Annotated in this window: 28 protein-coding genes and 1 tRNA gene; 15 read left to right on the top strand and 14 right to left on the bottom strand. The window is 59.1% G+C overall.

From position 1 onward, the window contains the following. Positions 1-67 precede the first annotated feature (67 nt). The 3 genes from SA339_02575 to SA339_02565 all read right to left on the bottom strand — a co-directional run bounded on the left by SA339_02575 (position 68) and on the right by SA339_02565 (position 2,525). Positions 68-784, bottom strand: coding sequence for a TetR/AcrR family transcriptional regulator (locus SA339_02575; GenBank protein ID MDW5562084.1), 717 nt, complete (start codon positions 782-784; stop codon positions 68-70). A gap of 235 nt (positions 785-1,019) precedes the next feature. Beyond that, positions 1,020-1,226 (bottom strand): heavy-metal-associated domain-containing protein, encoded by a 207-nt coding sequence (locus tag SA339_02570; GenBank protein MDW5562083.1) that lies wholly within the window; start codon positions 1,224-1,226, stop codon positions 1,020-1,022. Between the two features lie 54 nt (positions 1,227-1,280). Further along, entirely contained in the window at positions 1,281-2,525 is a 1,245-nt protein-coding gene (locus SA339_02565) for a sodium:proton antiporter (protein MDW5562082.1), read from the bottom strand. Between the two features lie 174 nt (positions 2,526-2,699). Here SA339_02565 and SA339_02560 point away from each other — a divergent pair, with 174 nt between their 5' ends. The 6 genes from SA339_02560 (at position 2,700) to SA339_02535 (ending at position 7,780) form a co-directional block, all read left to right on the top strand. Continuing rightward, the gene (locus tag SA339_02560; GenBank protein ID MDW5562081.1) at positions 2,700-3,470 is read left to right on the top strand and encodes a methyltransferase domain-containing protein; all 771 of its coding nucleotides are present in this window, start codon (positions 2,700-2,702) and stop codon (positions 3,468-3,470) included. Positions 3,471-3,534: 64 nt separating this feature from the next. Beyond that, positions 3,535-4,308: a response regulator gene (locus SA339_02555; protein MDW5562080.1), complete on the top strand. Its 774-nt coding sequence runs from the start codon at positions 3,535-3,537 to the stop codon at positions 4,306-4,308. A 98-nt stretch (positions 4,309-4,406) separates the two neighbouring features. Further along, the gene (locus SA339_02550) at positions 4,407-5,063 is read left to right on the top strand and encodes a type II CAAX endopeptidase family protein (GenBank protein MDW5562079.1); all 657 of its coding nucleotides are present in this window, start codon (positions 4,407-4,409) and stop codon (positions 5,061-5,063) included. Between the two features lie 94 nt (positions 5,064-5,157). Further along, positions 5,158-6,054, top strand: coding sequence for an AsnC family transcriptional regulator (locus SA339_02545; protein ID MDW5562078.1), 897 nt, complete (start codon positions 5,158-5,160; stop codon positions 6,052-6,054). A gap of 149 nt (positions 6,055-6,203) precedes the next feature. After that, positions 6,204-7,136: an ABC transporter ATP-binding protein gene (locus tag SA339_02540; GenBank protein MDW5562077.1), complete on the top strand. Its 933-nt coding sequence runs from the start codon at positions 6,204-6,206 to the stop codon at positions 7,134-7,136. 26 nt (positions 7,137-7,162) lie between these two features. Then, the gene (locus SA339_02535; GenBank protein ID MDW5562076.1) at positions 7,163-7,780 is read left to right on the top strand and encodes an ABC transporter permease subunit; all 618 of its coding nucleotides are present in this window, start codon (positions 7,163-7,165) and stop codon (positions 7,778-7,780) included. A gap of 72 nt (positions 7,781-7,852) precedes the next feature. On the opposite strand, the gene SA339_02530 is transcribed toward SA339_02535, so the two are convergent. Next, a complete protein-coding gene (locus SA339_02530) occupies positions 7,853-8,407 on the bottom strand; it encodes a TMEM175 family protein (protein ID MDW5562075.1) in 555 nt (184 codons plus the stop codon). Positions 8,408-8,530: 123 nt separating this feature from the next. Here SA339_02530 and SA339_02525 point away from each other — a divergent pair, with 123 nt between their 5' ends. Both SA339_02525 and SA339_02520 read left to right on the top strand, forming a co-directional pair. After that, positions 8,531-9,208 carry a histidine phosphatase family protein gene (locus SA339_02525; GenBank protein ID MDW5562074.1) on the top strand — a complete coding sequence of 226 codons (678 nt, stop codon included), beginning with the start codon at positions 8,531-8,533 and terminating at the stop codon, positions 9,206-9,208. Between the two features lie 295 nt (positions 9,209-9,503). Beyond that, positions 9,504-9,671: a CxxC-x17-CxxC domain-containing protein gene (locus tag SA339_02520; GenBank protein ID MDW5562073.1), complete on the top strand. Its 168-nt coding sequence runs from the start codon at positions 9,504-9,506 to the stop codon at positions 9,669-9,671. Positions 9,672-9,796: 125 nt separating this feature from the next. On the opposite strand, the gene SA339_02515 is transcribed toward SA339_02520, so the two are convergent. Further along, positions 9,797-11,278, bottom strand: a complete 1,482-nt coding sequence (locus tag SA339_02515) for a hypothetical protein (GenBank protein MDW5562072.1) — start codon at positions 11,276-11,278, stop codon at positions 9,797-9,799. A 201-nt stretch (positions 11,279-11,479) separates the two neighbouring features. Here SA339_02515 and SA339_02510 point away from each other — a divergent pair, with 201 nt between their 5' ends. Continuing rightward, positions 11,480-12,334, top strand: coding sequence for an NAD(P)H-binding protein (locus SA339_02510; GenBank protein ID MDW5562071.1), 855 nt, complete (start codon positions 11,480-11,482; stop codon positions 12,332-12,334). A gap of 119 nt (positions 12,335-12,453) precedes the next feature. Here SA339_02510 and SA339_02505 read toward each other — a convergent pair whose 3' ends face one another. After that, on the bottom strand, positions 12,454-13,818 hold the full coding sequence (locus tag SA339_02505) for a PQQ-binding-like beta-propeller repeat protein (GenBank protein ID MDW5562070.1): 1,365 nt from the start codon (positions 13,816-13,818) through the stop codon (positions 12,454-12,456). Here SA339_02505 and SA339_02500 point away from each other — a divergent pair. Next, a complete protein-coding gene (locus tag SA339_02500; protein MDW5562069.1) occupies positions 13,748-13,906 on the top strand; it encodes a hypothetical protein in 159 nt (52 codons plus the stop codon). The genes SA339_02505 and SA339_02500 overlap by 71 nt on opposite strands. 45 nt (positions 13,907-13,951) lie before the next feature. On the opposite strand, the gene SA339_02495 is transcribed toward SA339_02500, so the two are convergent. After that, a tRNA-Leu gene (locus tag SA339_02495) sits at positions 13,952-14,034 on the bottom strand. Between the two features lie 157 nt (positions 14,035-14,191). Between SA339_02495 and SA339_02490 the strand changes: the two genes are divergently transcribed. Beyond that, on the top strand, positions 14,192-15,016 hold the full coding sequence (locus tag SA339_02490; protein MDW5562068.1) for a MerR family transcriptional regulator: 825 nt from the start codon (positions 14,192-14,194) through the stop codon (positions 15,014-15,016). A gap of 53 nt (positions 15,017-15,069) precedes the next feature. Here the strand turns inward: SA339_02490 and SA339_02485 are convergent, their stop codons facing one another. The 4 genes from SA339_02485 to SA339_02470 all read right to left on the bottom strand — a co-directional run bounded on the left by SA339_02485 (position 15,070) and on the right by SA339_02470 (position 18,168). Beyond that, positions 15,070-15,681 carry a transglutaminase-like domain-containing protein gene (locus SA339_02485; GenBank protein MDW5562067.1) on the bottom strand — a complete coding sequence of 204 codons (612 nt, stop codon included), beginning with the start codon at positions 15,679-15,681 and terminating at the stop codon, positions 15,070-15,072. A gap of 87 nt (positions 15,682-15,768) precedes the next feature. Further along, positions 15,769-16,458: a nucleotidyltransferase domain-containing protein gene (locus SA339_02480; protein MDW5562066.1), complete on the bottom strand. Its 690-nt coding sequence runs from the start codon at positions 16,456-16,458 to the stop codon at positions 15,769-15,771. Between the two features lie 369 nt (positions 16,459-16,827). Continuing rightward, complete coding sequence (locus SA339_02475; GenBank protein MDW5562065.1) at positions 16,828-17,538, bottom strand: DJ-1/PfpI family protein; 711 nt, start codon at positions 17,536-17,538, stop codon at positions 16,828-16,830. A gap of 3 nt (positions 17,539-17,541) precedes the next feature. Continuing rightward, complete coding sequence (locus SA339_02470) at positions 17,542-18,168, bottom strand: flavodoxin family protein (GenBank protein MDW5562064.1); 627 nt, start codon at positions 18,166-18,168, stop codon at positions 17,542-17,544. A gap of 91 nt (positions 18,169-18,259) precedes the next feature. Here SA339_02470 and SA339_02465 point away from each other — a divergent pair, with 91 nt between their 5' ends. Together SA339_02465 and SA339_02460 are read left to right on the top strand one after the other, a co-directional pair. Beyond that, positions 18,260-18,460: a hypothetical protein gene (locus tag SA339_02465; GenBank protein MDW5562063.1), complete on the top strand. Its 201-nt coding sequence runs from the start codon at positions 18,260-18,262 to the stop codon at positions 18,458-18,460. A gap of 105 nt (positions 18,461-18,565) precedes the next feature. Further along, the gene (locus tag SA339_02460) at positions 18,566-18,892 is read left to right on the top strand and encodes an antibiotic biosynthesis monooxygenase (GenBank protein ID MDW5562062.1); all 327 of its coding nucleotides are present in this window, start codon (positions 18,566-18,568) and stop codon (positions 18,890-18,892) included. Positions 18,893-18,973: 81 nt separating this feature from the next. On the opposite strand, the gene SA339_02455 is transcribed toward SA339_02460, so the two are convergent. The 3 genes from SA339_02455 to SA339_02445 are packed head-to-tail and all read right to left on the bottom strand — an operon-like array spanning position 18,974 to position 22,011. Next, on the bottom strand, positions 18,974-19,846 hold the full coding sequence (locus tag SA339_02455) for a metal ABC transporter permease (protein MDW5562061.1): 873 nt from the start codon (positions 19,844-19,846) through the stop codon (positions 18,974-18,976). Between the two features lie 4 nt (positions 19,847-19,850). Next, positions 19,851-20,630 (bottom strand): metal ABC transporter ATP-binding protein, encoded by a 780-nt coding sequence (locus SA339_02450; GenBank protein ID MDW5562060.1) that lies wholly within the window; start codon positions 20,628-20,630, stop codon positions 19,851-19,853. Positions 20,631-20,664: 34 nt separating this feature from the next. Then, on the bottom strand, positions 20,665-22,011 hold the full coding sequence (locus SA339_02445; protein ID MDW5562059.1) for a zinc ABC transporter substrate-binding protein: 1,347 nt from the start codon (positions 22,009-22,011) through the stop codon (positions 20,665-20,667). 100 nt (positions 22,012-22,111) lie between these two features. On the opposite strand from SA339_02445, the gene SA339_02440 reads away from it, so the two are divergent. Further along, a complete protein-coding gene (locus tag SA339_02440; protein MDW5562058.1) occupies positions 22,112-22,504 on the top strand; it encodes a ribbon-helix-helix protein, CopG family in 393 nt (130 codons plus the stop codon). Positions 22,505-22,613: 109 nt separating this feature from the next. Beyond that, positions 22,614-24,383, top strand: coding sequence for a histidine kinase N-terminal 7TM domain-containing protein (locus SA339_02435; GenBank protein ID MDW5562057.1), 1,770 nt, complete (start codon positions 22,614-22,616; stop codon positions 24,381-24,383). Positions 24,384-24,392: the final 9 nt, after the last annotated feature.

The raw sequence follows: 24,392 nt of genomic DNA, 5'->3' as shown, positions 1-24,392 counted from the left end.
GAGGGCAGCACATCGATGCGTCGTGCAGGTCTCGATATCCGGTCAGCACATAAGGCAGGCATCGGCATCAGCTCTTGCAGCCGTCGGCCTCGGGCTTCAAGGCCCACACCATGTACCGGGTGTGCTCGGACAACTGATCCTCGTACTCCTGTCGATAGTTACCTGCGGTCCGCCCGTAACGGAAGAGGAAGTACTCCATCCAGGTGTGGCTGTAGAAGGAAAGGTACTCGCCCATCAGCACCCTGGGGTCCTTCTCCGTGATCAGCCCGTGCCTCATCATGATGGCGAAATTCTGTTCCCAGAACACACTGGCGGCATCGAGGACGGCTTTTCCGAAGAACTCCTTGATGCGGTCGTTATGGTACAGCTCGACGAAGATGATCCGCATTATCTTCTCGATGTAGGGCGTCTCCATCCAGCTGAGGACGACCTCCTGCGATCGGGCGAGAAAGCCTTCCAGGCCATCGGAGACGATCAGCTGCTCGTTGTACGCGCCCACCTCCCCGCCGATCTCACCCAGCCTTTGCATGGGGTAGCTGAGGATCTCATCGAGGATCCGGTCCTTGCTCTCGAAGTGATAGTACAGCGACGCTTTCTTGATACCGACCGCGTCCGCGATCTCCTGCATGGTGACCGCGTCGAAGCCTTTCTGGGCGAAGAGATCGACCGAGACATCGAATATCCTGGACCTCGTGCTCTTCTCCCCGGACGCGTCGGTCGGCGTCCCCTTGTTCCCGTTGCTCTTTCCGGCCATGTTCACCACGCCACTCCTGCTCCCTACCACCCGGCAGGTGATCTGTTCGAGAGTATGATGCGTCCTCTACTTATACCTACCGTCCGGTAGGTAGACAGGCGGCCACGTCCGAGGCCAGACATCTTCCGAGGATTACTGCCAGCGTGCCGATCGACGGGAAGATGAGCTTAAATGAAGTAGACGAAGGGCTCGGTCGGGACCTCGCACCGTCACGAGAACAATTGCTGCCCCGGATAATCGGGGGCGGCGATCCTGGGTCCGCCCTTCACTCTGCCTTGTATCCGGTATCCTTGATCTTCTGGCGCACCTGCTCCACGGTGGTCTTCGTCTTATCCAGCGACACCTTGACCTTGGCGCCCTTGAGGTCCACGGCCACCGCGGACACTCCCGGCAGAGTCTTGAGACCTTCCTCGACCCTCTTCGCGCAGCCGCCGCACTTCATGCCCTTGACGTTGATCGTTACCTCTTCCATGTGACCTTTCCTCGCGGCATTAAGCGACTCTGAACCATATTATCGTTGCCCATTTCACTTCGCTGTCTCGCCCTCGTCCGAAGCTCCGATCCGACCCCGATCGTGTTTAGAGGAATAGGTACGTTTCACCAGAGGGGCGGCGGAAATGCCGTGGGCGAAGACGCTGAGGACCACGGTCAGAAGGCCGGTGGTGACGACCGTGAGCATCCCCGGGATGTTCTCATACCCGCCGATGGCGATGATGACCAGCACGACCGACGCCAGCCCCCGCGGGCCGAACCATCCCATGAACAGCTTGTCCCGGACCCTCAGCTTCGCGCCTATGAGCGATATCCAGACCGGCAGCATCCTCACCAGGGTGAGGCTGAGCAGCGCGTACACCACTATCGTCCAGGTAACGTTGGGCACCAGTTCCACGAAGACCAGGCCGAGGATGAAGAAGACCCCGAGGCTCAAGGCTTCGCCCTCCACCTCGGCGTACTCGACCAGCTCCTCGGTGATCCTAGAACGGTAAGCGGCCACGGTCAGGCCGGCGACGTAGGCGGCGATGAATCCACTGCCTCCGACCATGTCCGCCATGAAGAATGAGAGCAGCGCGAGGACGATGAGGGCGATCGGACGGCGCCTCTGGTTGATCCAATTGTTATCGATCGAACGGTTGATGAGCGCCGCTCCAATGAAGCCGATGAGCGCTCCGACGAGAATGCCGAACCCTATCTGCTCGACCGAGAAAACGACCCAGGTCCCCAGCGATATTTGCCCGGCCTGCTCCTGGGCCAGAGAGATGAACAGGGCGAAGAACGGGATCGATCCGCCGTCGTTCAGGCCACTCTCCACGTCCAGCGCCTCGCGTATCCTCTCGGGGACGTGCTCGTCGTGCAGTATCGCCTGGCCCAGAGCTGCGTCGGTCGGGGCGAGGATGGCACCTATCAGTCCAGCCTCCCCGAACGAGAGGCCGGTGAAAGTGGCGAGCGCCAGGACCAGGCCCAGGAAGATGGAGAGGGGCAGCCCAATGAGCAGAAGCCTCACCGGCAAACGGTTCCGGCGGACAGCCTTGAAGTTCACCGAAGCGGCATCGCTGAACAAGGCGATGGATAAGGACAACTCGGCGTAGATGATGATGAGCTCACGGTTCTCGTTGAAGTGAAGCACCCCCAGAGCCAGGGGGCTCACCGCCAGACCGACCATTAGGAAGATCATCGGCGGGGTCAGGATGCCACCCTTGAGCCTTCCGGCCACCAGGCTATAGGCCAGCAGCGTCCCGAGCAGGACGGTCACGAGAAGGAAGGACTCCGACATCCATGATTATTAATTAAGGCCATGGTTATTCAATATTATGCAGCTTCGGACGATCGCCCTGGCACAGATGCTCAGCACGACACGCGACCCATTTTTTCGGCGATTATGACCAAGAGCAGCCGGGCATATCAATTCATTACCGATTAAGGACTATCGGGAGCGTCCAGGTGCCCGATGTCCGATTGGAACCCCACGCAATACCTCAGGTTCGCCGAAGAGCGAACCCAACCGGTCCACGATCTCATCTCCCGGGTAAGGTCGGATGCCCCTAAGCGCATCCTGGACCTAGGCTGCGGGCCGGGGAACAGCACCGCCGCGCTGCGGAACAGGTGGCCGACGGCGGAGGTGATCGGGCTGGACAGCTCGGCGTCCATGATTGAGAAGGCCAGGCACGACTGCTCAGGCATGGAGTTCCTGGTGCGGGACGCCTGTGGGGACCTCGGCGACCTCGGCAACTTCGACCTCATCTTCGCCAATGCCTCGCTGCAGTGGATGCCGTCGCATGATATTCTGATCCCTCGCCTGTTCCGCATGCTCAATGACCGGGGGGTGTTCGCGGCCCAGATCCCGCAGTACGACCATATGCCGATCTCACGGGCCATCGCCGACCTGGCCGCCTCGCCGCGGTGGGCGTCCCTGCTGGGCGAGGTCCGCACGGGATTCTCGTTCTATTCCGACATGTTCTACTACGACGTCCTGTCCCCGTTGGCCGATGAGGTCCAGATGTGGGCGACCGAGTACTTCCACGTGATGGATGATCATAATGACATTGTCGCCATGGTGGGGTCCACCGGCCTGCGGCCGTACCTTGATCGGCTGCCTGACGATCGAACCGAGGAGTTCAAGGCTCACGTTCTTGAGGCACTGAGGTCGATCTACCCGTCACGTGGCGACGGCCGTGTTCTCTTCCCCTTCAAGCGATTGTTCGTCGTGGCCAGCCGCTGACCGTCCAGGGCGGACATCTAAAGAATATATATTTGGATTCCAATGCCGGAGAACACATCACGCCATGATTGAAATGCTGTACGTGGACGATGAGGGGTACTCCCTCGACCTGGTCAAGACCTTCCTAGAGGAGACTGGGGACTTCACGGTCGATACTGCCACCTCGGTGAGGGAGGCCAAGGACATGATGGCCTCGAAGAGCTACGATGCGCTGGTCTCCGACTACAGCATGCCAGAGATCGATGGCCTTGAGTTCCTGCACATGGTCCGGGAGAGGGACGGGGGCATCCCGTTCATACTGTTCTCTGGCCGGAGCCGGGAGGAGGTTGTCATCGAGGCGTACAACGGGGGCGCGTCCTGCTACGTGCAAAAGGGCTACGACCTGGAGGTGCAGTTCGCCGAGCTCGCGCACAAGGTCCGGCAAGCGGTGGCCCGGCACGTGGCAGAGGAGCACTTGAGGGTGAGACAGCTGCAGGCCCGGATGGCCATCGACCTCGCCAAGATCGCGAGCTGGGAGTTCGACGTGCGGACGAACCTCTATGTGTTCGATGATATCTTCTACGAATTGCTGGGCACCACCGCGGAGTGCGAGGGCGGATACACCATGGACGCCGAGACCTACCTGCGGGAGTTCGTGCACCCGGAGGATGTCGAACGAGTGCTGGAGTTCATGATGACCGGCACGCGGTGGCAGTGCGATTACCTGCAGATCGAGCATCGCATGATGCGCCGGGACGGCGAGGTCCGGGACGTCATCGTGCGCGTGGGCCTTCTCAAGGACGCGTGCGGCAACGTCCTCAAAGTGGTCGGGATCAACCAGGACGTCACCGGGCGGTAGCGGTCGAGCCGCCCTGGGGTGAGGCACTCAAAGTGCGGTTCGCCGCCCCCGGACCATGGTGGACGTTTTTTTATCCCCGAATAATATCCGGGTGCGGAATGAAAAAGGATGCAGCGTGGAGGATCGTATCGGTAGCCGAACTGATAATCGCCATCGTCGTCATCGCTCTTGACCTGTTCGTCCCTACCCTGGTGTTGCTCGCGGTCTGTGCCGTCACGACGCTGGCCCGGGGCCAGGGGGTCAGGTCACTAGGGTTCAGGCGGACGGAGCGGCCGCTGAGGATGGCACTGATCGTTTTCGCCCTGACCGTCGGATGGACGATACTGCAGCTGGGCCTCACCATGCCGGTGCTGAACCACCTCACCGGAACGACCCAGGACCTGAGCGGGTTCGAGGGGCTGAAGGGCAACGTCGGCAGCCTAGCCTTCCTCCTGCTGGCGAGCTGGACGCTGGCCGCGCTGGGAGAGGAGATCGTCTATCGTGGCTACCTCCAGGTGAGGACACGGGACATCGTCGGCAGGGGCCTGCTCGGAGTGATCATCGCGGTCGTCCTGACCTCGCTGCTGTTCGGGGTCGCTCATACTGAACAGGGAACCATCGGCGTGGTGGTGACGACCCTGGACGCGGTCTTCTTCAGCTTGACCAGGTTGAAGTTCAGCGACAATCTGTGGGCGCCGGTGCTCGCCCACGGGTTCAACAATTCAATCGGATTGATCGCGTTCTTCTTCATCGGGCCGATATATGGGCTATGGTAGGGGCCAGATCAGGGCGTGACGGCGAACTGACCCGGACCGACCAGCTCGCACCATGGCAGGTTATTACCCCTAGAACGATGTTCGGGGGCCGGACATGGACGAAACGGACATCCTGATCACCAAGGAGCTGGCCGCTGACCCGCGGCTGCCGTACCGGGACCTGGCCGACCGCCTATCGCTTTCCGTAAACGGAGCGCACAAGCGCATCCAGCAGCTCATATCCAAGGGCGTGATCGTGGGGTTCCGGACCCGCCTTGGTCCCCAGGTGACCGGCGGGGGGTTCGTTTCCCTCTACGGCCGGTCCCTGACCACGAGCATGGCGGCGACGATGGAGCATATTGGGAACCATATCTGCACCTCCAGGCTTACCGCCGCCGGGGGGCAGTTCCTCTACGTGGATGCCCAGGTGCGCTCCAACGAGGAGATGCAGAGCTACCAGGCTTTCGTTCGGGAGGCTGGCAGGATCGAGGATCTGAAGGTCGTGTTCATGGCGATGGTCGGCCCGCCCCCGGTCAAGGATCCTCTCTCGAAGCTCGATCACAAGATCGTCCACGCGCTGTGGCAGGACTGCCGACGGCCTCTCGATGAAGTCGCCGAGGAGGTCGGCTCCACCCCCAAGACGGTGAGGCGGAGGTTGGAGAACCTCGAGGAGCAGCAGTCGGTATTCTATGTCCTCGACTGGGTCCCCACCTCTTCCGGGGATCCGATCTCCATTGTCCATGCCAAGCTGCGCCCGGACCGGTCGCCGCAGAAGGTGGGGGTGGCGATGATGAATCGGAAGGATCCGCATATCCTCGGCATTTCCGCTTCCAACGTCGAGCCGGGCTTGATGGTGTTCTCGATGTGGGCCCGGGACCTACGGGAGCTGCAGGAGGCGGAGAGTTCCATTAATTCAAACAGCGACTTCGAATCCCTGTACTCCAACCTGTTCTACGATATGCGCATTTATCCGACATGGGTGGACAAGCTCGTCGCCGACCGGGCGAGATGACTGGCTAGCTTCGCCGCGACCTGAAAATCAACCGATCGGTGGACGTTCAGGTCAGATCTTGGCGGAAGATGACCGCTTCCTCATCACCGCGGCGAACATCGGCTGAAGATCTCCGGCACAGTACGCTGACCTGCAAGCAGGTGTTCGACTTGGAATCGATATGCATCGAAGAATTGGTGAAGAGCTACGGACCGACGAGGGCGGTGGACCACGCCACGCTCAAGGTGGAGGCGGGAACGGTGTTTGGGCTGATCGGTCCGAACGGAGCGGGGAAGTCGACCATCATCCGCTCCCTGCTCGGGATCGCCCCCTACGACAGCGGTCGGGTAATGATCTCCGGAGTGGACATGAGCTTGAGGGATGCCCACCAGAAGGTCAAGGTCGGCTACCTGCCCCAGAAGGCGGCGTTCCAGGAGTGGAGGACCGCGGAGCAGGCGTTGCTCACTTTGGGGCGGCTTTCCGGGCTGGAGGGGAAGCGCCTACAGCAGCGGGTGGACGAGGTCATTAAGCAGCTGGGCCTCGAGGAGTACCGGGACCGGAAGGTCGGCAAGCTGTCCGGGGGGACGCAGCAGAAGCTGGGCTTCGCTCAGGCCATAGTGCATGAGCCGTCCGTCCTGGTGCTCGACGAGCCCATGGCCGCGCTCGATCCGGCGAGCCGCTTCCTGTTCAAGAACATCATCAGGGAGCTGCGGGTTTCGGGGACGACCATCCTGTTCTCGTCGCACATACTTTCCGACGTGGAGGACCTAGCCGACTCGGTCGGCCTGCTGCAGAGCGGGAAGGTCCGCTACACCGGGCCGATCAAGGGCCTGGAGAAGATCGTGTCCCTCCGCTCGGAGCTAGTGGTGGAGCTTGTCAACGACAAGGGGGAGTGGAGATCGGTTGCCCTCCCGGGAGTGGACCTGAGGCAGCCGTCCGCCGGCTGCCTGGTCGCTCACCTGAAGGACGAGGACGGTTGGGACACCACCGTGCCGCGGATCATCGAGGCGCTCATGAAGGCCGGATGCAACATTAGGTCGTTCAACCGCCACGACCCCAAGCTGGAGGACGTCTACCTGGCCTACGTGGGGGGATCGAACTGAGCCTCGCTCTTCTGGTCAAGGACGAATTGAACGGCTTCTACCGTTCCAAGGTTATGGCGGTCCTGTTCGTCGGCCTTCCCCTCCTGGCAGTGCTGCTGTACTTCCTTTCTCCAGACGTCGGCATGCCCCTGGGGGCGTTCACCGCCATGGTGGTGTCGTCCGCCGCCGGTCTGCTGGCCTCGACCACGCTCTCGGTCAGCATCATCAACGAGCGCTCCCAGGGCGCGTTCGACCTCTTCCTGGTGCGGCCGGTGAGGCGCTCGCACCTCCTCCTTGCGAAGTACGTTGCGGTGCTCGCCTGCGTCCTGGTGGCCGCGGCGTTGGCCCTGGTGCTGGCGAACGGCTACGACTGGGTCAGCAGCGGTGCGGTGGACCTGGGGGCGCTCTACGAGCCGTTCATGGTCACACTGGCCATGGCAAGCATTACCTGCGCCGCGGCGGTCCTCTTCGGCAGCCTGGTGAGGACGGTGCTGGTCGGGGTCATCCTGACCATCTACGGCGGTAACCAGCTCTCCGCTTTGGCGGTCCTGCCGGCATTGCAGGAGATGGCCCCCCTGGAGATAACGGTGGCCATCAGCCTCATCGCCTCGGCCGTGATCCTCGGAATCGCCGCGATCATCTTCAGCCGCAAGCTCGGAAACTGAGGTCACCGGAGCAGAGCAGCCGCGTCCCGGTGTGGCATCGGGACGGTAAACTTCTTCCATTTTATCTCGGTGTCATTCCCTCAGCCGATAGACCATCGCCACCACCAGCACGAACAACCAGATCAGCCCCTGGGCCCCACTTGAGGCGATAGGGGGGAAGAGCTGCACCAGGGTGGAGGCGTAGAATATCGCTGCGCTCAAGAGCATGGAATTGCGGCCCCTCCTCAGCTTGTCTAACCTAGCCTCGTCGGTAAGAGGGGTCTCCTTGCGCATGAAATGCCAGAAGAAGACGAAGACCACCATGACCGTCCCCAGATCGATGGCGTAGGCGGTCGCGCCGGAAACAGTATCGACAATGGTCAGCAGATAGGGCTCGATGACGACGAGGAACAGCAGAACGAAGTTCAATCCGTACTTCACCTGGCTGTTCATGACCATGCCCCTCATGGTCCGGATGTACAGCCACCAGAACCAAAGCAGGACAATGAAGGATAGAGCAAAGCTGCTCAGGATATGGAGAAGCTCGCCAAAGCTGTCCTCGGCCGGCTTGACCAGCGTTAGCGTTCCGACGGTCAGTGCCAGACCGAATATGATATTCGACAATTCCTCGATGTTCTTCTTCTCCACGCGGACCGGACAGCATTACCAGATAATAATCTCCTCTCCCCGATAAGTGAGGGACGATGGCGATTTCCTTGAAACGATCAACAGTCCAGCGATAATATCCTTTATCAACCTGAAGAACTTCGCATGGGATCGATGCGACCGGACGATCAAAGCTCCCAGGAACGGAATGCCAGATGTGAGGTTCCGGAACTAGCTTCTTTGAACTGCACACCCCGAGGGGCCCTCCTGATAAGGCACGCCGCGCGGTACGGTGCAGATGTGGCTTTGCACTCGGATGGTCTCACCTCCGCGGGAAGAGAGATGGCCAGAGCGCTGGGCAAGAGATTGGGCCATCGCAAGCACATTCGTCTGTTCTCATCCCCGGTGCAGCGCTGCGTGGACACCGCCTCCCTGATCGCCGAGGGTGCTGGCTTTGATGCTGCGGTCACCGTCACTACGATGTTGGGCAGGCCGGGGACCTATGTCCTCAACGAGGAGGAGGTGGACAAGCACCTGGCAGTCATGGGGCTGAACAGGTTCGCCGTTGAATGGGTCAACGGACGCATCCCGGCCAAGGCCATGGCTCCGGTGCCTCAAGGCACTGAGGCGCTGATCAGCTGGGTCCGTAAGAACCTTCAGGAGAGGTCCGATTGCCTGGACATCTACGTGGGACACGATCTCTTCCTGACACCGGTGCTGGTGAACTACCTGGACTACGATATCGCCTCAAAGGGCCTGCTGGGCTTCCTCGACGGATTCACCGTAACCTTAGAAGAAGGAAAGGCTGTTCTGTCCTATGGCAGAGAGCGAGCTTTGATCTGATCGCCCTTGAACTATGGATACATGCGGCCCCGATATGCTGAACTGAAGAGCGCAATGTACACTTCGGCCCTCTGATCCCTAGGTCCCTCGACACCGCGCTGGACTACAGGTGAGCGGATCGTGGTCCGGTACCGAATGGTTTCGCAGTCGGGTCCTCGCCCCACATGAGGGCGGTCGCGGCCCGGCTGCAGCTCCTGGCCAGCCCGGCCAATAGGCCGGTTTATATACTAGTAGCCCTTAGGTTGTTCCGTATCAGAGATCTCTAGGGATTTTTTGAGACAAAGTAGGTATAGTAATGTACGGAAACAACAGAGGCGGCTACAGCCGCGAACCCCGCGAAATGCATGATGTTAAGTGCTCCGACTGTGGATGCCAGACCCAGGTACCGTTCAAGCCCACCGAGGGCAGGCCGGTCTACTGCAGGGACTGCTTCCAGAAGCACAAGCCGAAGGACCGGTTCTAAACCGGCCCCAGTTTTTTATTTTCTTACTTATAATTGCTGAATCATCAAATGGGATCGTTCTCCCACTCGATTTTTCCAGTCTTCGAACTTAAGTGATGGCTAGGAAGAAGTAGCGCCCGCCGGAACTACCGTTCGACCCTCTTCTCCTTCATCAGCGGCATCTCGGCAATGCCTCCGCACACTTCCTCCGACGTATCAAGGTCCAGGAAGTCGGAGTCCTTCTTCACCTCTTCCACCGCCTTCTGCAGCACCTTCTCGGAGATCAGCTTCTTCCTATCCTCCCTGTTGGGGTTGAGCAATGTCGCCTTCTCGTACTCTTCTACCTTCAGAGCCATGTCCTCCGGCAGGCAATCGCACTCCTTGAGCGCCTTGAACGCCTCGTTGCAGAAGAAGGAGTCCACCTGGATGCGGCGCTTCGTTAGATGGCTGAACCTGCCGAGGACGCGGCAGATGTCGTCGCGCTCCTCCGGGCTCAGCTGTTCGAGGAACTCATACTCCTCGATCTTCTTGAGGCTCAGGATGATCGGTTCCAGGGAGTCGATGGTGACCACGAAGACTTTGAAGTCGCCGTGGTTGAAGGTGTGCTCCTCGAACAGGTCGATGGTGTTGGTCGGAACCACGAGGTACACGTCCTTCTTGACGTCCTTCTCCTTGACGTACTTCTGCACCTCGCCCGACTGCTTCTTTACGTAGTCGGGAAAGTTCGAGAGGTCATCGCCCTGCGGGCTCTTGGCATCGAAGACCACGAACTCCTCGCAGATCTTCAGCGTATTGTCCGGCTTGCCCTTGAACGGCACCTTGTCCTTGCCCAGGTACTCGATGGTATGCCTCTGGCACAGTGCCTTGAGCGTCTCCTCCACTCGGCGCTCGTGGTTCAGCCAGGTCTGCTTCATTTCCTCGAACCTGTAGGCGATCTCGTCCTCTCTCTCCTTTTCCAGCCGGGCCTTGTCCTCCTTGAGCGTACCCATGAAGCCCTGTACCTCGGCGAGCTTCTGGATGTGCTCCTCCTTCCTGGCCTCTTGTACGCTCTCGAACTGTGTTATCCTCTTGTCTCTCTCGGCCAGTGCCGAGGTGAGTTCATCGAGCTTGTTCTTACTGCTCGACAGCTCGGTTTCGAGCTCCTTGACACGGACGGATATGCTGTCTCTGGCGGTAGCGGCCTCGGCCAGCTTGCCCTCGTAGACAGTGATCTCGGCGTTCTTGTCCTCGATCTGACGGAGCAGCTTGACGATCTGGGCTCTTTGTTCAGCGATCTGGTTCAGGTTCCCGCTGACGCCGGCCTCTAGTTCCTTGATCCGCATCACGCGGTCGTTCAAGATGCTCCTTATCTCTTCCAGCGACGCTTGGGACTTGGCGAGCTCGTTCGAAATTCTAATGACCTCGCGGTTGCTGGTCTCTGATTCCTTCTTCGCCGATTCGAGCAGCAGGTTCAAGCTCGCGACCTGCTGGCTCGCACCGTCCCTTTGGCTTTTTAGAAGCGCGTACTCATTGCTCGCCTCGTAGCTGAGCTTTCTTATCCTGCCCCAAGAGAACAGGCGGCCTAAGAGGCCGACCTTCTGCACTTCGATCAAGAACGAGTCCATCGCCGAGCTGCACGCCGAAGCCATGTGCCCACCATCCCTTCCATGGCGATATCGCTCGTGTTGACTTTTAAGAATAATTGTAGCTGGATATAAGATTAGAATCCTTGAGCGCGTTGTGCTGCTTGTTAGCCCGCCATGATCAGTCGAAGTCCTTTTAGCCAATGGGCATTCAATCACAGCCCATTGAGAGAGGCGATGTGGAAAAATGGCCCGAAGGTGTAGATCATGTTCGTCGTGCTGGGGGCCTCCGGGCAGATAGGCTCGATGCTGGCCGGGATGTTGTTAAAGAAGGGCAAACCGGTCAGGGCAGTGGGGAGGGACCTGCAAAAGCTGGGTGAGATCCGAGAGCAGGGAGCCGAGGTACTCGCTGCGAACATGCTCGACCTGAAGTCCCTTAAGGAGGCGTTCAGGGGCGGGGATGCCGCGTTCGTGTTTACTCCCGAGAACCCACGCTGCGAAAACTGCATTGAGGACATCCGCACCATGATGGATAATTGCCGGGAGGCACTCATGTGGGCAGGAGTGACGAGAGTCGTTGGTCTCTCTTCACTTGGGGCGCAGAACGGTCGAGGAAAAGGCAATCTGGAAGCGTCTTATGTTTTGGAGAGAACGTTCTCCGATCTCGATATCGAGCATACCATCGTCCGCCCTGCTTACTATTACAGCAACTGGCTTGGATATATCGGGACGGTAAGAGATGATGGAATCTTACCGACCTTCTTTCCGGTCGATCTCAAAGTGCCAATGGTGGCCCCACCAGATGTGGCCGGTTTCCTCTCCGATGCCATGATCGGACATGCTCCAAGACAGAGCGTCCTTGAAATAATGGGCCCTCGTGATTATAGCTCCAATGATATCGCACAAGCTTTCGCCGAGGCCATGCAAAGGGATGTCCTGCCTCGACAGACCTTGCCTAGGGATTGGGAGAGTGTTTTGGTGCAGGCGGGATTCTCACCAGACGCTGCCAGGAACCTTGTGCTGATGACCAAGGCGGTCATCGATGGTGAGACGAAGGTGGAGACGGCCGAGCCCATCCGGCTCCCTACAGATTTTGAAACATATCTCATGAGCAAGCTTTAGGGAGCTGGGCCCCTTCCGGAGCATCTGACGTAGAGATTATGGTACCTTAAGAAGATGGCATGACTCCTCGCATCGCTCATTGAATTCTACTGGCCGAATCAGATGCTTGGCTACCAACATCAGGACGATGGTTTCTTCCTACCCCTCCTCAATGATACGATGATCGCCGCCAATACCGCGAATACCATCCCTATCGCCATTATCGTCACAAGCATCATTGCTTCTGGAGAGGTACCCCCATTGATGGCGAAAATGTTGCCGTTGGCAGCAACGTAGACTGTGCCATCTTCTCCGATGATAGTGTTGGAGTGTGCATAATCAACTACCTTGGTCTTCCATTTTAAGGAGCCATCTGGATTTAGTGCAAATACGTAACCCTGGTTGCCTTTATCGGGATCGTCGTGTCCTATCGATCCAAAGAAGATAGTCCCCTCCTTAGAAATGGAGGGCGTGGAGGCATGGCCGCGGTCGATGGAATAGTTCCACCTGAACGTCCCGTTGTGATTGATCGCAGCAATGCCATCACAGATCCCTATGTAGATCGTGCCGTCAGCGGCAATGACCGGGGGCGTGCCGTACATGCCCGACGAGTAATGGCAGATATTATTCACATTCAGTTGCCACGACACGCTTCCGTTCGGAAGGACTGCCTCCAGGTAAAGAAAGGGGTCGGCGGTATCATCGAAAATATCGCAGGTGTTCAGGTAGATCACTCCGTCATCACCGACCGCAGGGGGAAGGAAACTTCTATTGCCCAAAGGCAGCACCCAGTTGACGCTCCCATTCTGATCTATCGAGTATAGCGATCGAGCATTCTGATCCCATCTCGAACTGCTAGCCCCTGAGATCATGTAGATCGTGCCATCCTTTGACACCACGACAGCACTTTCCGAGCATGGGCCAGTCTCCACCTTCCACCTCAGGGTTCCGTTGGGATTGACCGCGTGAAGATAGTAGTGAAGACTTTCGTTCCCATCCCATCCGTTGACCGTCGTCCCTACGTACACGGTCCCATCAGGACCGACCGCGGGGGTAGAATCGATTAGATATCCTGCATCATACTTCCACAGAAGGCTGCCATCCTTGTCCAGGGCGACGAGAAATTTGTCGTAGCTGCCCACGTAAATATGGCCATTAGGATCAACGCAAGGCGGGGATATCGTCCTCCAGACTGGGCCTTGTTCGTCAGTAACATGATATTGCCAAACCAATGAGCCGTTCCTCACGGCATACAGGCTTCCCCCAACCTCGAGGATGACCGTGTTATCTGCCCCCATTGCTATGGGCGGCCTGAGGAACCAATCTAGGGTTACCCAATTATTTGAGTTACCGGACTCATACTTCCAGAGAAGGTGGCCATAGTTCGATGACGTGGAGTAATTGCTCTGGCCCGAGCTCTGAGGATCATTGTCGATGGCCGAAGAGCATTTTTCAATGGCCGATGGCTGGGCTATGACGTTGGCCGTACTGCCAAGCAGAATCACCGAAATAAGTGCGAAGGCAATGATCGGCAGGACTAAGCTTGCTTTGGACGTTAACTTCCCCCAGAAGGATATCTTGTCTTTGAAATAAATCGTTTGCGATTAATGTCCAGTCATAGAGTAATAAGTCTAGGAGTGCGGGGGATGGGATTCGAACCCATGAACCACTAAGGACGGAATCTTAAGTCCCGCGCCGTTGGCCGGCTTGGCTACCCCCGCGTGTGGTCGTGCCATGTCTGGCAAGATATTTCATCTTTTTCGAATGGGTCGAAGTGTCGGCCTCCGTCGGAGCCTTAGGCAATGGCGGCCTCAACTCTCCCCCGGGGCGGATTCCGGTCGTTAATGTATTATCCCGCACATCGTCATCCAGACCACCATGACCGACGGCAACGGACTTCTCACCATAGGGAGCTTCTCCCTGATCACCCGGCTCAGCGTCAAGGCGCTGCGCTTCTACGACGAGAAGGGCTTGCTCGTCCCGGCGAAGAAGGAGATCACCGGTTATCGAATGTACGCCTACGAGCAGATCCGGCGAGGCCTCCTGCTGAAAAAGCTGGCGGACCTGGGGTTCGCGGTCCAGGACATGAAGATCGTCCTTGATGTGATGGACGAACGATCGGACCGCGCAGCTTTGGACGATGCCGTCAAGCGGCGCACCGCAGAGGTCCAAAAACAGATGGACGAACTAAGATCGATCATGGTGGAGCTCGACAACAAGACCTTCGAAGAGATGATCGACATGAACAACGAAGAAGCGAAGATCAAGGAGCTCCCCCCGATTCGAGTTGTCTCCCGACGGGAGAAGGGAAAGTACGAAGAAGCGATACCACGCCTCATCAATGAGATCTGCGACATGCTCGTCAAGCAGCCAGAGGCGCGAATTTGCGGCCCGCCGATGGCCATCTATCACGACCACGAGTACAAGGAGAACGACGCCGATGTCGAGGTAGCGATCCCGATCAACGGCCGCGTCTCCGTTAACGATAGGTACACGATGCAGACGCTGGAAGGCGGCAGAGCGGTCACCATGCTGCACCGCGGCCGAATCCAGGACATCGGAAGTGCCTGGGGCCGCGTCCACGAATACCTGGACGCGAACGATTTGCGAGCACACCTGCCGGGCCGGGAGCTCTACCTCAGCGATCCCAAGGAGACATCGGAGAAGGACCTCCTGACCGAGGTCCAGGTGTTAATACGATGAAGGCGATGGAGCGAGCGTCCGATCGGCTACCTCGCCTCTAAACCATCTTTTTCTCAGCGTGTCGATACGACCTCGATGTCCGGCAGGTTCCTCAAGACCTCCAGGTAGCTCGAGTATTTGGTTAGCACCTTGACCACCGACGGCAGAGGCTCGTCCAAGATGTCTGGCAGGTCCATCTCCCCTTGTTGGGTTAGAGAGATGGCAAGCGATTCCGTCGGCGGGATGAACTCGCAGCGCACCTGTTCGTTGTTGCCCCTAGCATCCACGCGGTACCATCCGTGATCTTTCAGGAACACCGCGTTCAGTCCGTGGAGGCAGAATCCCCGGCCGCAGGCGATGCGCTGATAGCATAGCCCGGCCGGTATCCCGTTCGCCCGGAGCAGTGCCGCCAGCAGGTGAGCCTTGGCGTAACAGAAACCGGTCCGATGCTCCAGCACCTCCGAGGCACGGAGCGTCACCGGGTCCATGTGATGATCGCCGCTGTGATATACCTCGTCGCGCACGAACCCAAAGCACCGGCGTGCGATCTCAACATCGTTGTCCAAGCCAGCGGAGAGATCCTTCGCCTTGGCGAGGACAGTGGGATGGTCACAATCGATGATCAAGGACGAGGCGAGGTACCGGTCGTGCATGAGGTTCACGCTGAACCTAGCGAGGAGGGTCAAGATAACCGTTCCGTCCGCCTTTACACCTTACCGCCCGGCGGCGTGCAAAAAGCGACATTCGACCAGCAGCCCTTCTCGCCGCCAGCGTTATGCCTTCCTTACGCTTCCAAGCATCCTGCTGCTCCAGTCCTTGAGCAGCGAGAAATAGTGCTCAGGGCGGTCCCTTCGATCATCTTCCAGCTCGGCCCAGTGCATGCAGGTCTCCAGCACCCGCCGATCTTCTGCATCGAGATGCAGGAGCAGCTCCCTCTTGGTCGGCACGTACTTGCGCTCTTGAAGGAAGACCAGTTCCTGCATGGCGAAGAAGGCCACCTTGTACGCGTCCTTCATCCCCTCCGCCGCATCGTCGGTCTCTTCACTGAAGAGGTAGTTATGGCAGCACAGATGGTACACGGAGGAGGCCAGGTTCCTGATGCTGTCGGCGATGTCCTCCTCGCCCGGCGTAGCGATCAGACCGTCCAGCGAGCCGCGGAGCAACTTGCACCCCTGCGTGAACTGGAAGAGCTCATGCGCTGGCCACGCCTTCATCTCCTCCCTCCCGCAGATGAACCCACAGGCCTTGTCCCTGTGCGGCATGCTCCTAATGATATGCCGGTACGCGTCCAGGTCGTCCATGGTCAGCCGGTCAAGGACAATGTTGACATCGACGTCGCTCTCCTCCGTCGCCTCCCCCCGGGCGTAGCTCCCGGTGTGGCCGATGAAAAGCACCCTGTCTCCGAACTCTTCCTCCAGTCGCCCCACCAGCTCACCTATCCACTGCTCGCTGTCGAACCCCACGCTTGCACCGCCTCGGACCGCGGCCCAATGTCGGATGATGACCTTATACCTTGGCCGGACCCCTCTGTACGAATGCTCGGCGGACCCTGCAGAACGCAGCAAAGTGGGCTTGGTGAAAAAAGATCGCAGCATCCTCGCGGCGTCGCCAGCTCTGATGGCAGTGTATAAAATAAAAAATATTATATGAACAGTTCAGTGGGTGGTCATGACGAAGGTCAGTAGGTTAACGAGCATCGGTCAGTTCTTGATGATGGCGATGCTGTTCATCGTGGTGTCGAGCGTTTGTAGTATCGACATTTCTGTAGAGGCCGAGCGCGTGTAGGCTGACAAAACCGGTAACGTTTCATTGGTTTTGAAATGTCCTCGCGCTCAGGATCGGTCGCTCTCGATCCCCAGCCTTGCCAGCAGGTCCGGCCGGTGCGCTAGCTCACTCCGCATCTTGTCCAGGATCCGGCCCTCCCTCTCCGCGATATCCACCTTCTCCCAGTCGATCGGTCCCAGTGGCGGCTCAGGTTCGTACTCCAGCCCGATCTGGATCTTCCCTGCGGCCTCGCTTCCGACCAGCTCGGAAGCGAACTGCAGCGCCATATCGATACCTGCGGAGACCCCGGCGGAGGTGATGTACCGGCCATCTCGCACCCATCTCTTCCTTACATACCTAGCGCCCAGCCGTTCCAGGAATGAAGCGTAGCTCCAGTGCGTGGTCGCGTTCCTGCCATCGAGAAGACCGGCCGCGGCGAGGATCAGCGAGCCGGTGCACACCGAGCCGACCGCGCTCGCCGTTCTGTCAACCTCGAGCAGATAATCGCGGAGCCTCTGGTCGCCCATGGCCCGTATGGCCCCGCCGCTGCCGCCCGGGACAATGATCGCATAGGGGTGGGGCACCTCCTCGTACGTCTTGTGGGCAACGACTTCCAGGGGAAGGCTGGTGTCCATCGGCACCTTGCTTGAGCTGACCACCACTGCGCGGTAAGGCGGGGGGAGCTTGCTCAACACCTCCAGCGGCCCAACGAGGTCCAGCAGTGTTACTCCAGGATAGAGCACGAAGGCAATCGTCCTTTCCGAGACCCGAACCTCCATCGCCTACGGCCCCCCAGCCTCCGGGCTCCGTGGCTGAAGAAGGAAGTTTTTACACGCTTCGAGCGCCCCCCGGCCGACCTCGCTCCCCAGGACATCCATGTCCCCGTGGATTTCCGGCAGCACCATCGCCTTGCCGTCAATGCCCAGCATCCCGAAAACTTCCTCGTATCGCCTGACCATGTCCGCGTACAGCGTAGCACCGTTCCGCCGGCGGCAGGGAAAGATGGCGAACGCCCTCTTGCCCTTAGGCAATCTGGTGATAACACCCTGCGGGCCGTCCCCCGGCGCCAGGAGAGCATATATGCGGTCGAGGAAGCACTTAGTTATCCCGGTCTCTGCGCCAACGTATATGGGCGAGCCGATAATGAGGGCGTCGGCCTCCCTCAGCTCCCTGTAGATTGGGACCATGTCGTCGTGCAGAGCGCAGGCATCGATCCGCTTGCACCTGTTGCAGCCGATGCAATCGCGGATGTTCATGTCCACCAGATCTCGGTAGACCACGGTGTCCCCCCTGCCCTGCAGCCTCCCTGTCATCGCCATCAGCAGCGACGCGGTGTTTCCGTTCTTCCGCGGACTGCCGTTGATCACCAGGACCCTCATTCTATCGGGACCGGTGAACGCGGTCCTCACATAACTTGATTCCGTGGCTAGAACGGCTCATAGCCTGCTTCCCAGTCTGCTTTATTAACTATGTCATCCAATGAAAAACGGAGGAGGAAATATGAAGACCTCGTGGCTCGTGATCGGAGCGATCCTGGTGATCATCGCCTCGGCCATATTGATCGCTAACGTTGGCTACACCTATACTCTGATCAGCGGATGGTTCATGCTGGCGATCATCGGCACCCTCTACGGCATAGGGGCGATGATGATCGTGGGGGCGTTCCTGATGCCATCCCCGCCGAGGACCGCGGTCAAGTAGCTGGGAATAATCGCTCCCGACTCCCCGTCCGCCTTCACCGGCGAGGTTTTTCAAGTTCCTGGCACCGACCATCGAGAGATATATCTACGCGTTCCGACCAAGTGCGTGACGGTGAAGAAAATGGTCTACGCTAGAGTTGTGGACGTAAGGTTCAATCCCGGCAAGAGAGAGGAGGGATTGGACATCATCGCCAATGTGAGCAGAGAAGTGCGCGACGGTTTCGAGGGGATGCTCGTCCTCCTGTCCACGGACGACGAAGATAAGGCCACCTACGTCACGTTGTGGGATTCCGAGGACGCGATGACAGGGTCATGGATGAAGATCAACCCCAAGGCCACGCAGGCCCTCGAGGGCCTTTTGGCCGAGCCGGTCTCGATGCGGAGCAACGAGGTGCAGAAGATTCAGAGGATATCCATCCCCGTTGGCCGGTGACGATCACCGGCCAGGACGGCCGGGCGGATGGGCGTCACCCGCTCACAGCCATATCCTGCGGAGATGGCGGCGGGAAGCCCGTCATCGGGCCGGGTCCTGGCCGTCCTCCTTCGTCGGCCTGCCTTCCGCCATCGCCGCCTCCGTGCCCAGGACCTTCTTCAGGACGACGCTCAGGAGGAACAGGGCGATGCTGATCAGCACTATCACTCCTCCCGTCGCGACGTCGTAGATGAAGGAGAACACCAACCCCAGGAGCACGGCCATGATGCCGAAGGCCACGCTGATGGCCACTGTGCCGCGGAACGACTTCGACAGCTGCATGGCCGAGGACGCAGGGATTATCAGCAGCGCCGAGATCAGCAGCGAGCCGATGATCTTGATCGACACCACCACGGTGAACGCCAGGACGATGTTGAACACCAGGTCGATGATCCCCACGGGCACCCCGGACAGCCTCGCCCCCTGCTCGTCGAAGGTCATGTACATCAGCTCCTTGTAGAACACCAGGACGAAGACGAGGACGGCCGCCGACAGCACGAGGATTAGTTCGAGGTCACTCGACGAGATCGTCAGGATCGAACCGAAGAGATAGGAGAACAGATCAACGCTGAACCCCCCGGCCATGCTTGCCAGCACGGCCCCCAGGCCGAGCCCGAAGGAGATCATGATCCCAATGGCCATCTCCGAGTATACGATCCTCTTCCGCTGAAGGTACGATATCCCCAGGGTCCCAATTAGCGAGAGCAGGAGTGCGGTATCCAGCGGGTATACGGAGAGGAACAGGCCAAGGGCGATGCCCCCGAACGATAGGTGGGCTACACCCTCCCCGATGAGCGCCGAGCGCCGGAGCACGATGAACACGCCGAGGATCGAGCATAGCACCGCCGCGCACAGCCCGCCCAGGAAGGCGCGCTGGAAGAATGCGTAACCGAACATGGAAACGATGTCAATCATCACATCACCCGTGGTTGTGGATCAGGCATCCGTCCCGCTCGTGGTGGAACACAAAGGTGAAGTGCTCCCCGTACGCGTCGCGCAGCGCCTTGGTCGGGTCCATGCCCTCAACGATCTCGGTGACCTCCAGCCGACGGTTCACCACCGCCAGCTTGTTGGCCTGGCACATCACCCCGGAGAGGTCGTGGGACACTGTCACCACGGTGACCCCGGTCTCCTCGCTCAGCCTCTTCAGGAGGCCGACGAAACGGTCCTGGACCGTGACATCGAGGCCACTGGTCGCCTCGTCCAGCACCAGTAGCTCCGGCCGCTTGACCAGGGCCTTGGCGATGAAGATGCGCTGCTTCTGTCCCCCGGAGAGCTCGCTTATTTTTCTCTTCCGGATCGAGGTGATCCCGACGAGCTCCATGGCTTCCTCCGCCGCTTTCCGTCCGGCGACGTCGATCCTTCGACCGAGCCGCCCGCGCGACACGCAGCCCAGACGCACGATCTCCTCTACCGTGGCCGGGAAGAGGGGATCGAACTGGATGGCGTGCTGCGCCACGTAACCGACCTTCTGGAAGTCCTTGAACTTCGAGAGTTCGGTGCCGAACAGCCGGACCTCCCCCCCGGCAAGCTTGACGTTGCCGAGGATCGCGTTCAGCAGAGTGGTCTTGCCCCCTCCGTTCGGCCCCACGATGCCCAGGAAGTCCCCCTTCATCACGTCCAGAGACACGTGGTCCAGCACTGATACTCCGTTGTACCGTACCACTATATCCCTTACTTCGATGACTTTCTGTGCCATGAGATCACCGATCAGGCCTGGGCGCGTGACCGTTTCATGACGAAACCTCCAGCCCAGTCTGCAATGCCTGCAGATTGGCGTACATGATCTGGAAGTAGTCCATGTTCGCATGGACGCCCGTTCGACCGTGCACCCCGTCCAGCACCAGCACCGTCGTCCCGGTCTCCGAGGCTATGGTGTTGATGACCGAATCGCTGTAGATCGGCTCGGAATATACATACTTCAGATTGAGGGTCCTGACCAGATCGACCAGGTTCGCAAGGTCCTGGGCGCTGGGCTGCGAGTCGGCCGAGATGCCGGTGGCACCGTAGGCCTTGAAGCCGTAGCGGGCGGCGAGGTAGTTGAATCCCTCGTGGGTGGTGACGATGGCGCCCTTGGTGCGGTTGGCCAATCCGTCGACATAGTCCTGGTTGAGCTTGTCCAGCCGCTCGGTCAGGTTGGCGGCGTTCCCCTGATAGACGGACGCATGGTCTGGATCGGCCTTGATGAACCCGGCCAGGATGTTCTGCACCTGAACCTTGGCGCTCATTGGGTCGAGCCAGAAGTGCGGGTCATTGAGGCCGTGATGGTGTTCCTCTCCTCCCTCGCTCTCCTCGACCCCGGCTACGGATATCAGGCCCGTGCTGGCCGAGGTGTTGGAGGTGAAGTGGAAGGTGTATTGTTCCCCGGCCTCCAGCTCCACGAACTTGGAGCTGTTAAACATCGGGTACGAGCTCACGGCACCATTGTTCATTTCATACTCCACTTCCGTTCCGTTGACATCGGTGATAGTGAGATTCGCTGAATCGGTGATGAAGAAGCGCAGGTCGCCGCCCTCGGCAGATATGACCTTGACATACCCACCGTAGCCGTCTGACAGGTGGGCAAGATCGACCTTGAGATAGCCGGAGGCACTGACCACCGGTGCAGCCGTTGCATCCGCGGTGGCGGTGACCGTGGCGTTGATGCCAGCATTGTAGGCCTCGACCGCCGCGTCGTACATCTCGCGGACCTCATCGGACATCATGAGGCTGACGTTCTTACTGGTATCGACGACCACCATGCCCGAGGTGTTCACGGCGTCGAGCACCGTTCCGATCCAAGGCTCGAAGCCAGCCCCGTTATACACCAGGACATCAGCTTTGTCCACCGATACCATGTCCGATGCAGTGGGCTCCCAGGAGTGGGGGTCCGCGTTGTCGGGGATGAGCATCGACGCCTCGACCAGGTCTCCGCCGATCTGCGATGAGAAGTAGTACAATGGATAGAAACTGGTAACCACCTGCAGCTTATCTGAGGAGGGTGATCTCGCCGTCGACAGGACCATGGCTGAGCCGGCCAGCACTATGGCCGCCACCAAGGCCACGGCCACTATGGTCCTTGATCTCTTGGTTAAGTTCATATTAATATCACTGCCGCTATGATAAGATAATAACGAATATAGAGTTCACTATTAACAAAATAGCATCGTTTTTTATATATGCTATTAACGATGCCTTCTCATGCGCAACATGTCCGTCATCAGCGTCTCTCTTACCGACAAAAACATCGAGGACCTGGATCGCCTGCAGGAGATGCTGGGTCTGGCAGGTAGGAGCGAAGCCATCCGGATGTGCCTCCGCTCGGCCGAGGCGGAGATAAGGGAACGGGAGAAGCTGGAGGGGGAGGTCGAGGGCATCATGATCTCGGTCCACAAGACCGATGAAGGGCATGGTCTTGACGAGATGCGTCACATCTTCCAAGATAATATCCGGACGCAGGTCCACTCCCACCTTAAGAACGGAAAGTGCCTGGACATCTTCCTGGTAGGGGGTCCGGCGGGGGACCTTAAGAACATGCTGGCCGCGTTCCAGAAGGACGAGTCCCTGGAGTACATCAAGTTCGTGAGGTCGTGAACAGGAAGGCCAGGGCATACATCATCGACCTCCGGCGGCAAGCGGGAGATCCTCTGACCCCTCCAGGTCAGCCTATCTAGTTTGATAACATAAGTGGAAATTTATATTAATGTATAATTTCTTAACGCCCTTTAGGTGCGACCTCACGCTCGCCTACTCACCTCTACTCTGGCTGCTAATCGGAACATCGCTCATCGGTGTGATGCTGTACTTGTACAGCCGCCGGTTCGAACCCATGCCGGAGACGAAGTTCTTTCAGATGCTCATCATTCTCGCCACCGGGTGGTCGGTGCTGCAGGCACTCTGCACTATCGTCGACACGCTGGATGGTAAAATATTTCTTAACGATCTCAAGTTCCTCTTTGCCCCGTTCATCAGCGTGGCGGTGTTCGGCCTGCTCATCGGCCTGGATGGCCGGGGACGATGGTTCACCAACAGGAGCCTGATGGCCATCTCCATCGTGCCTCTCATCACCGCCGCCCTGGCGCTGACCTCGCAGTGGCATACCTTGTTCCTGTACGATTACTCGTTGAGCGCCGGCACCCCGGCGATCCTCCAGACATCCGAGGGCGTGTGGTACCCGTTCTACCTTGTGTACTCGTACGGCATCATGATCGTGGCCATCATCGATCTGGTCGACTCGACCATCGGGGCCAACGCGCTGTTCAAGAAGCAGGCCGCGATCATCGGCCTGTCGTTTATCCCGCCCCTGCTCTCGGACGCCGCCCAGAATTACTTCGGCATCTTCGGATCGGTCGACTTCGCCCCCGCCACCTTCGTGTTCAGCGGGGCCATCATGGCTTGGGGGCTGTATCATTATCAGCTGCTGGATGTCCGCCCCATCGCCCGCGGAGAGGTCGTGGAGAGCATGCCCGACGCCATGCTGATCATCGACCTAAACGGCCGGCTGGTGGACGTGAACCCCTCGGCCGAGCCCCTGCTGATCTTTCCGTCGAACAAGGCCTTCGGCCTGCCGGTGGAGCTGACCTTCTGTGCCGGTGCCGACCTGAAGACCTTGCTGGACAGGGGGGCGCCGCGTGGCGAGCTCACTGTCGGTAACGGCTCCGAGCGCCGGGTGTTCGACGTCTCCATCATGTCCATCAGGGTCCGGAGCGAGATGCGCGCGAGGATGATCCTGTTGCGCGACATAACCGATCGGCAGAACGCGGAGGAGGCCCTGCGTGCCGCCAACGCCCGTCTGGACATTCTCTCCTCACTCACCCGACATGACCTGCTGAACCGCCTGGCGGTGATCGATGGATATGTCTCCCTGGGGCTCAAGAGCGATGACCTGGAGAAGATCAGGATCTATCTGGAGAAGACCGAGCGGTCGTCGGAGGCAGCGCGATCGCTCATCGAGTTCACCGGCGACTACCAATGCATCGGCATCAAGGCTCCGGCATGGATACGGGTGGACGAGGCCTTCCGGCGGGCCGTTTCCCAATTGGCCCTGGAGAACCTCGAAGTGGCCTGTGAGGTCGAGGGGCTGTACGTCTACGCCGATGCCATGCTGGAGAAGGTGTTCTACAACCTCATCGACAACTCGTTGAGCCACGGAGGCGAGATCACCACGATCTCGCTCCGCTATGAGGAGCACAGCGACCGTCTGGTGCTTGTGTACCGCGATGACGGCGTCGGCGTGACCGGCAAGGAGAAACCGCTCATCTTTCTACGCGGCTTCGGGGCCAAGACCGGGCTGGGCCTTTTCCTCGTCCGGGAGATCCTTGCCATCACCGAGATCGAGATTATCGAGAATGGGGTGGAGGGAAGGGGGGCGAGGTTCGAGATGCTCGTTCCCCGAGGGAGCTACAGGCTCGATCACAATGGTACGGTCTCTCACCCGTCCGCTCACTCGGAGAAGGCCAGCACCGAGCATTAGTCCGCGATG

This window comes from Methanomassiliicoccus sp. (assembly GCA_033485155.1).
Taxonomy (GTDB): Archaea; Thermoplasmatota; Thermoplasmata; order Methanomassiliicoccales; family Methanomassiliicoccaceae; genus UBA6.
The sequence above is the reverse complement of the archived record's forward strand: the minus strand, read 5'-3'. Positions and strand labels throughout refer to the sequence as shown.

What these genes read in the sequence shown, in the direction of transcription:
- SA339_02560 (MDW5562081.1), top strand. Translation starts at nt 2,700, where the DNA reads ATGTCCGATTGGAACCCCACGCAATACCTCAGGTTCGCCGAAGAGCGA.
- SA339_02465 (MDW5562063.1), top strand. Translation starts at nt 18,260, where the DNA reads ATGAAGACCTCGTGGCTCGTGATCGGAGCGATCCTGGTGATCATCGCC.
- SA339_02515 (MDW5562072.1), bottom strand. Translation starts at nt 11,278, where the DNA reads ATGGCTTCGGCGTGCAGCTCGGCGATGGACTCGTTCTTGATCGAAGTG.
- SA339_02475 (MDW5562065.1), bottom strand. Translation starts at nt 17,538, where the DNA reads ATGGAGGTTCGGGTCTCGGAAAGGACGATTGCCTTCGTGCTCTATCCT.
- SA339_02555 (MDW5562080.1), top strand. Translation starts at nt 3,535, where the DNA reads ATGATTGAAATGCTGTACGTGGACGATGAGGGGTACTCCCTCGACCTG.
- SA339_02455 (MDW5562061.1), bottom strand. Translation starts at nt 19,846, where the DNA reads ATGATTGACATCGTTTCCATGTTCGGTTACGCATTCTTCCAGCGCGCC.
- SA339_02490 (MDW5562068.1), top strand. Translation starts at nt 14,192, where the DNA reads ATGACCGACGGCAACGGACTTCTCACCATAGGGAGCTTCTCCCTGATC.
- SA339_02435 (MDW5562057.1), top strand. Translation starts at nt 22,614, where the DNA reads ATGTATAATTTCTTAACGCCCTTTAGGTGCGACCTCACGCTCGCCTAC.
- SA339_02525 (MDW5562074.1), top strand. Translation starts at nt 8,531, where the DNA reads ATGGGATCGATGCGACCGGACGATCAAAGCTCCCAGGAACGGAATGCC.
- SA339_02500 (MDW5562069.1), top strand. Translation starts at nt 13,748, where the DNA reads ATGGCCGAAGAGCATTTTTCAATGGCCGATGGCTGGGCTATGACGTTG.
- SA339_02520 (MDW5562073.1), top strand. Translation starts at nt 9,504, where the DNA reads ATGTACGGAAACAACAGAGGCGGCTACAGCCGCGAACCCCGCGAAATG.
- SA339_02510 (MDW5562071.1), top strand. Translation starts at nt 11,480, where the DNA reads ATGTTCGTCGTGCTGGGGGCCTCCGGGCAGATAGGCTCGATGCTGGCC.
- SA339_02570 (MDW5562083.1), bottom strand. Translation starts at nt 1,226, where the DNA reads ATGGAAGAGGTAACGATCAACGTCAAGGGCATGAAGTGCGGCGGCTGC.
- SA339_02440 (MDW5562058.1), top strand. Translation starts at nt 22,112, where the DNA reads ATGCGCAACATGTCCGTCATCAGCGTCTCTCTTACCGACAAAAACATC.
- SA339_02445 (MDW5562059.1), bottom strand. Translation starts at nt 22,011, where the DNA reads ATGAACTTAACCAAGAGATCAAGGACCATAGTGGCCGTGGCCTTGGTG.
- SA339_02545 (MDW5562078.1), top strand. Translation starts at nt 5,158, where the DNA reads ATGGACGAAACGGACATCCTGATCACCAAGGAGCTGGCCGCTGACCCG.
- SA339_02550 (MDW5562079.1), top strand. Translation starts at nt 4,407, where the DNA reads ATGAAAAAGGATGCAGCGTGGAGGATCGTATCGGTAGCCGAACTGATA.
- SA339_02450 (MDW5562060.1), bottom strand. Translation starts at nt 20,630, where the DNA reads ATGGCACAGAAAGTCATCGAAGTAAGGGATATAGTGGTACGGTACAAC.
- SA339_02565 (MDW5562082.1), bottom strand. Translation starts at nt 2,525, where the DNA reads ATGTCGGAGTCCTTCCTTCTCGTGACCGTCCTGCTCGGGACGCTGCTG.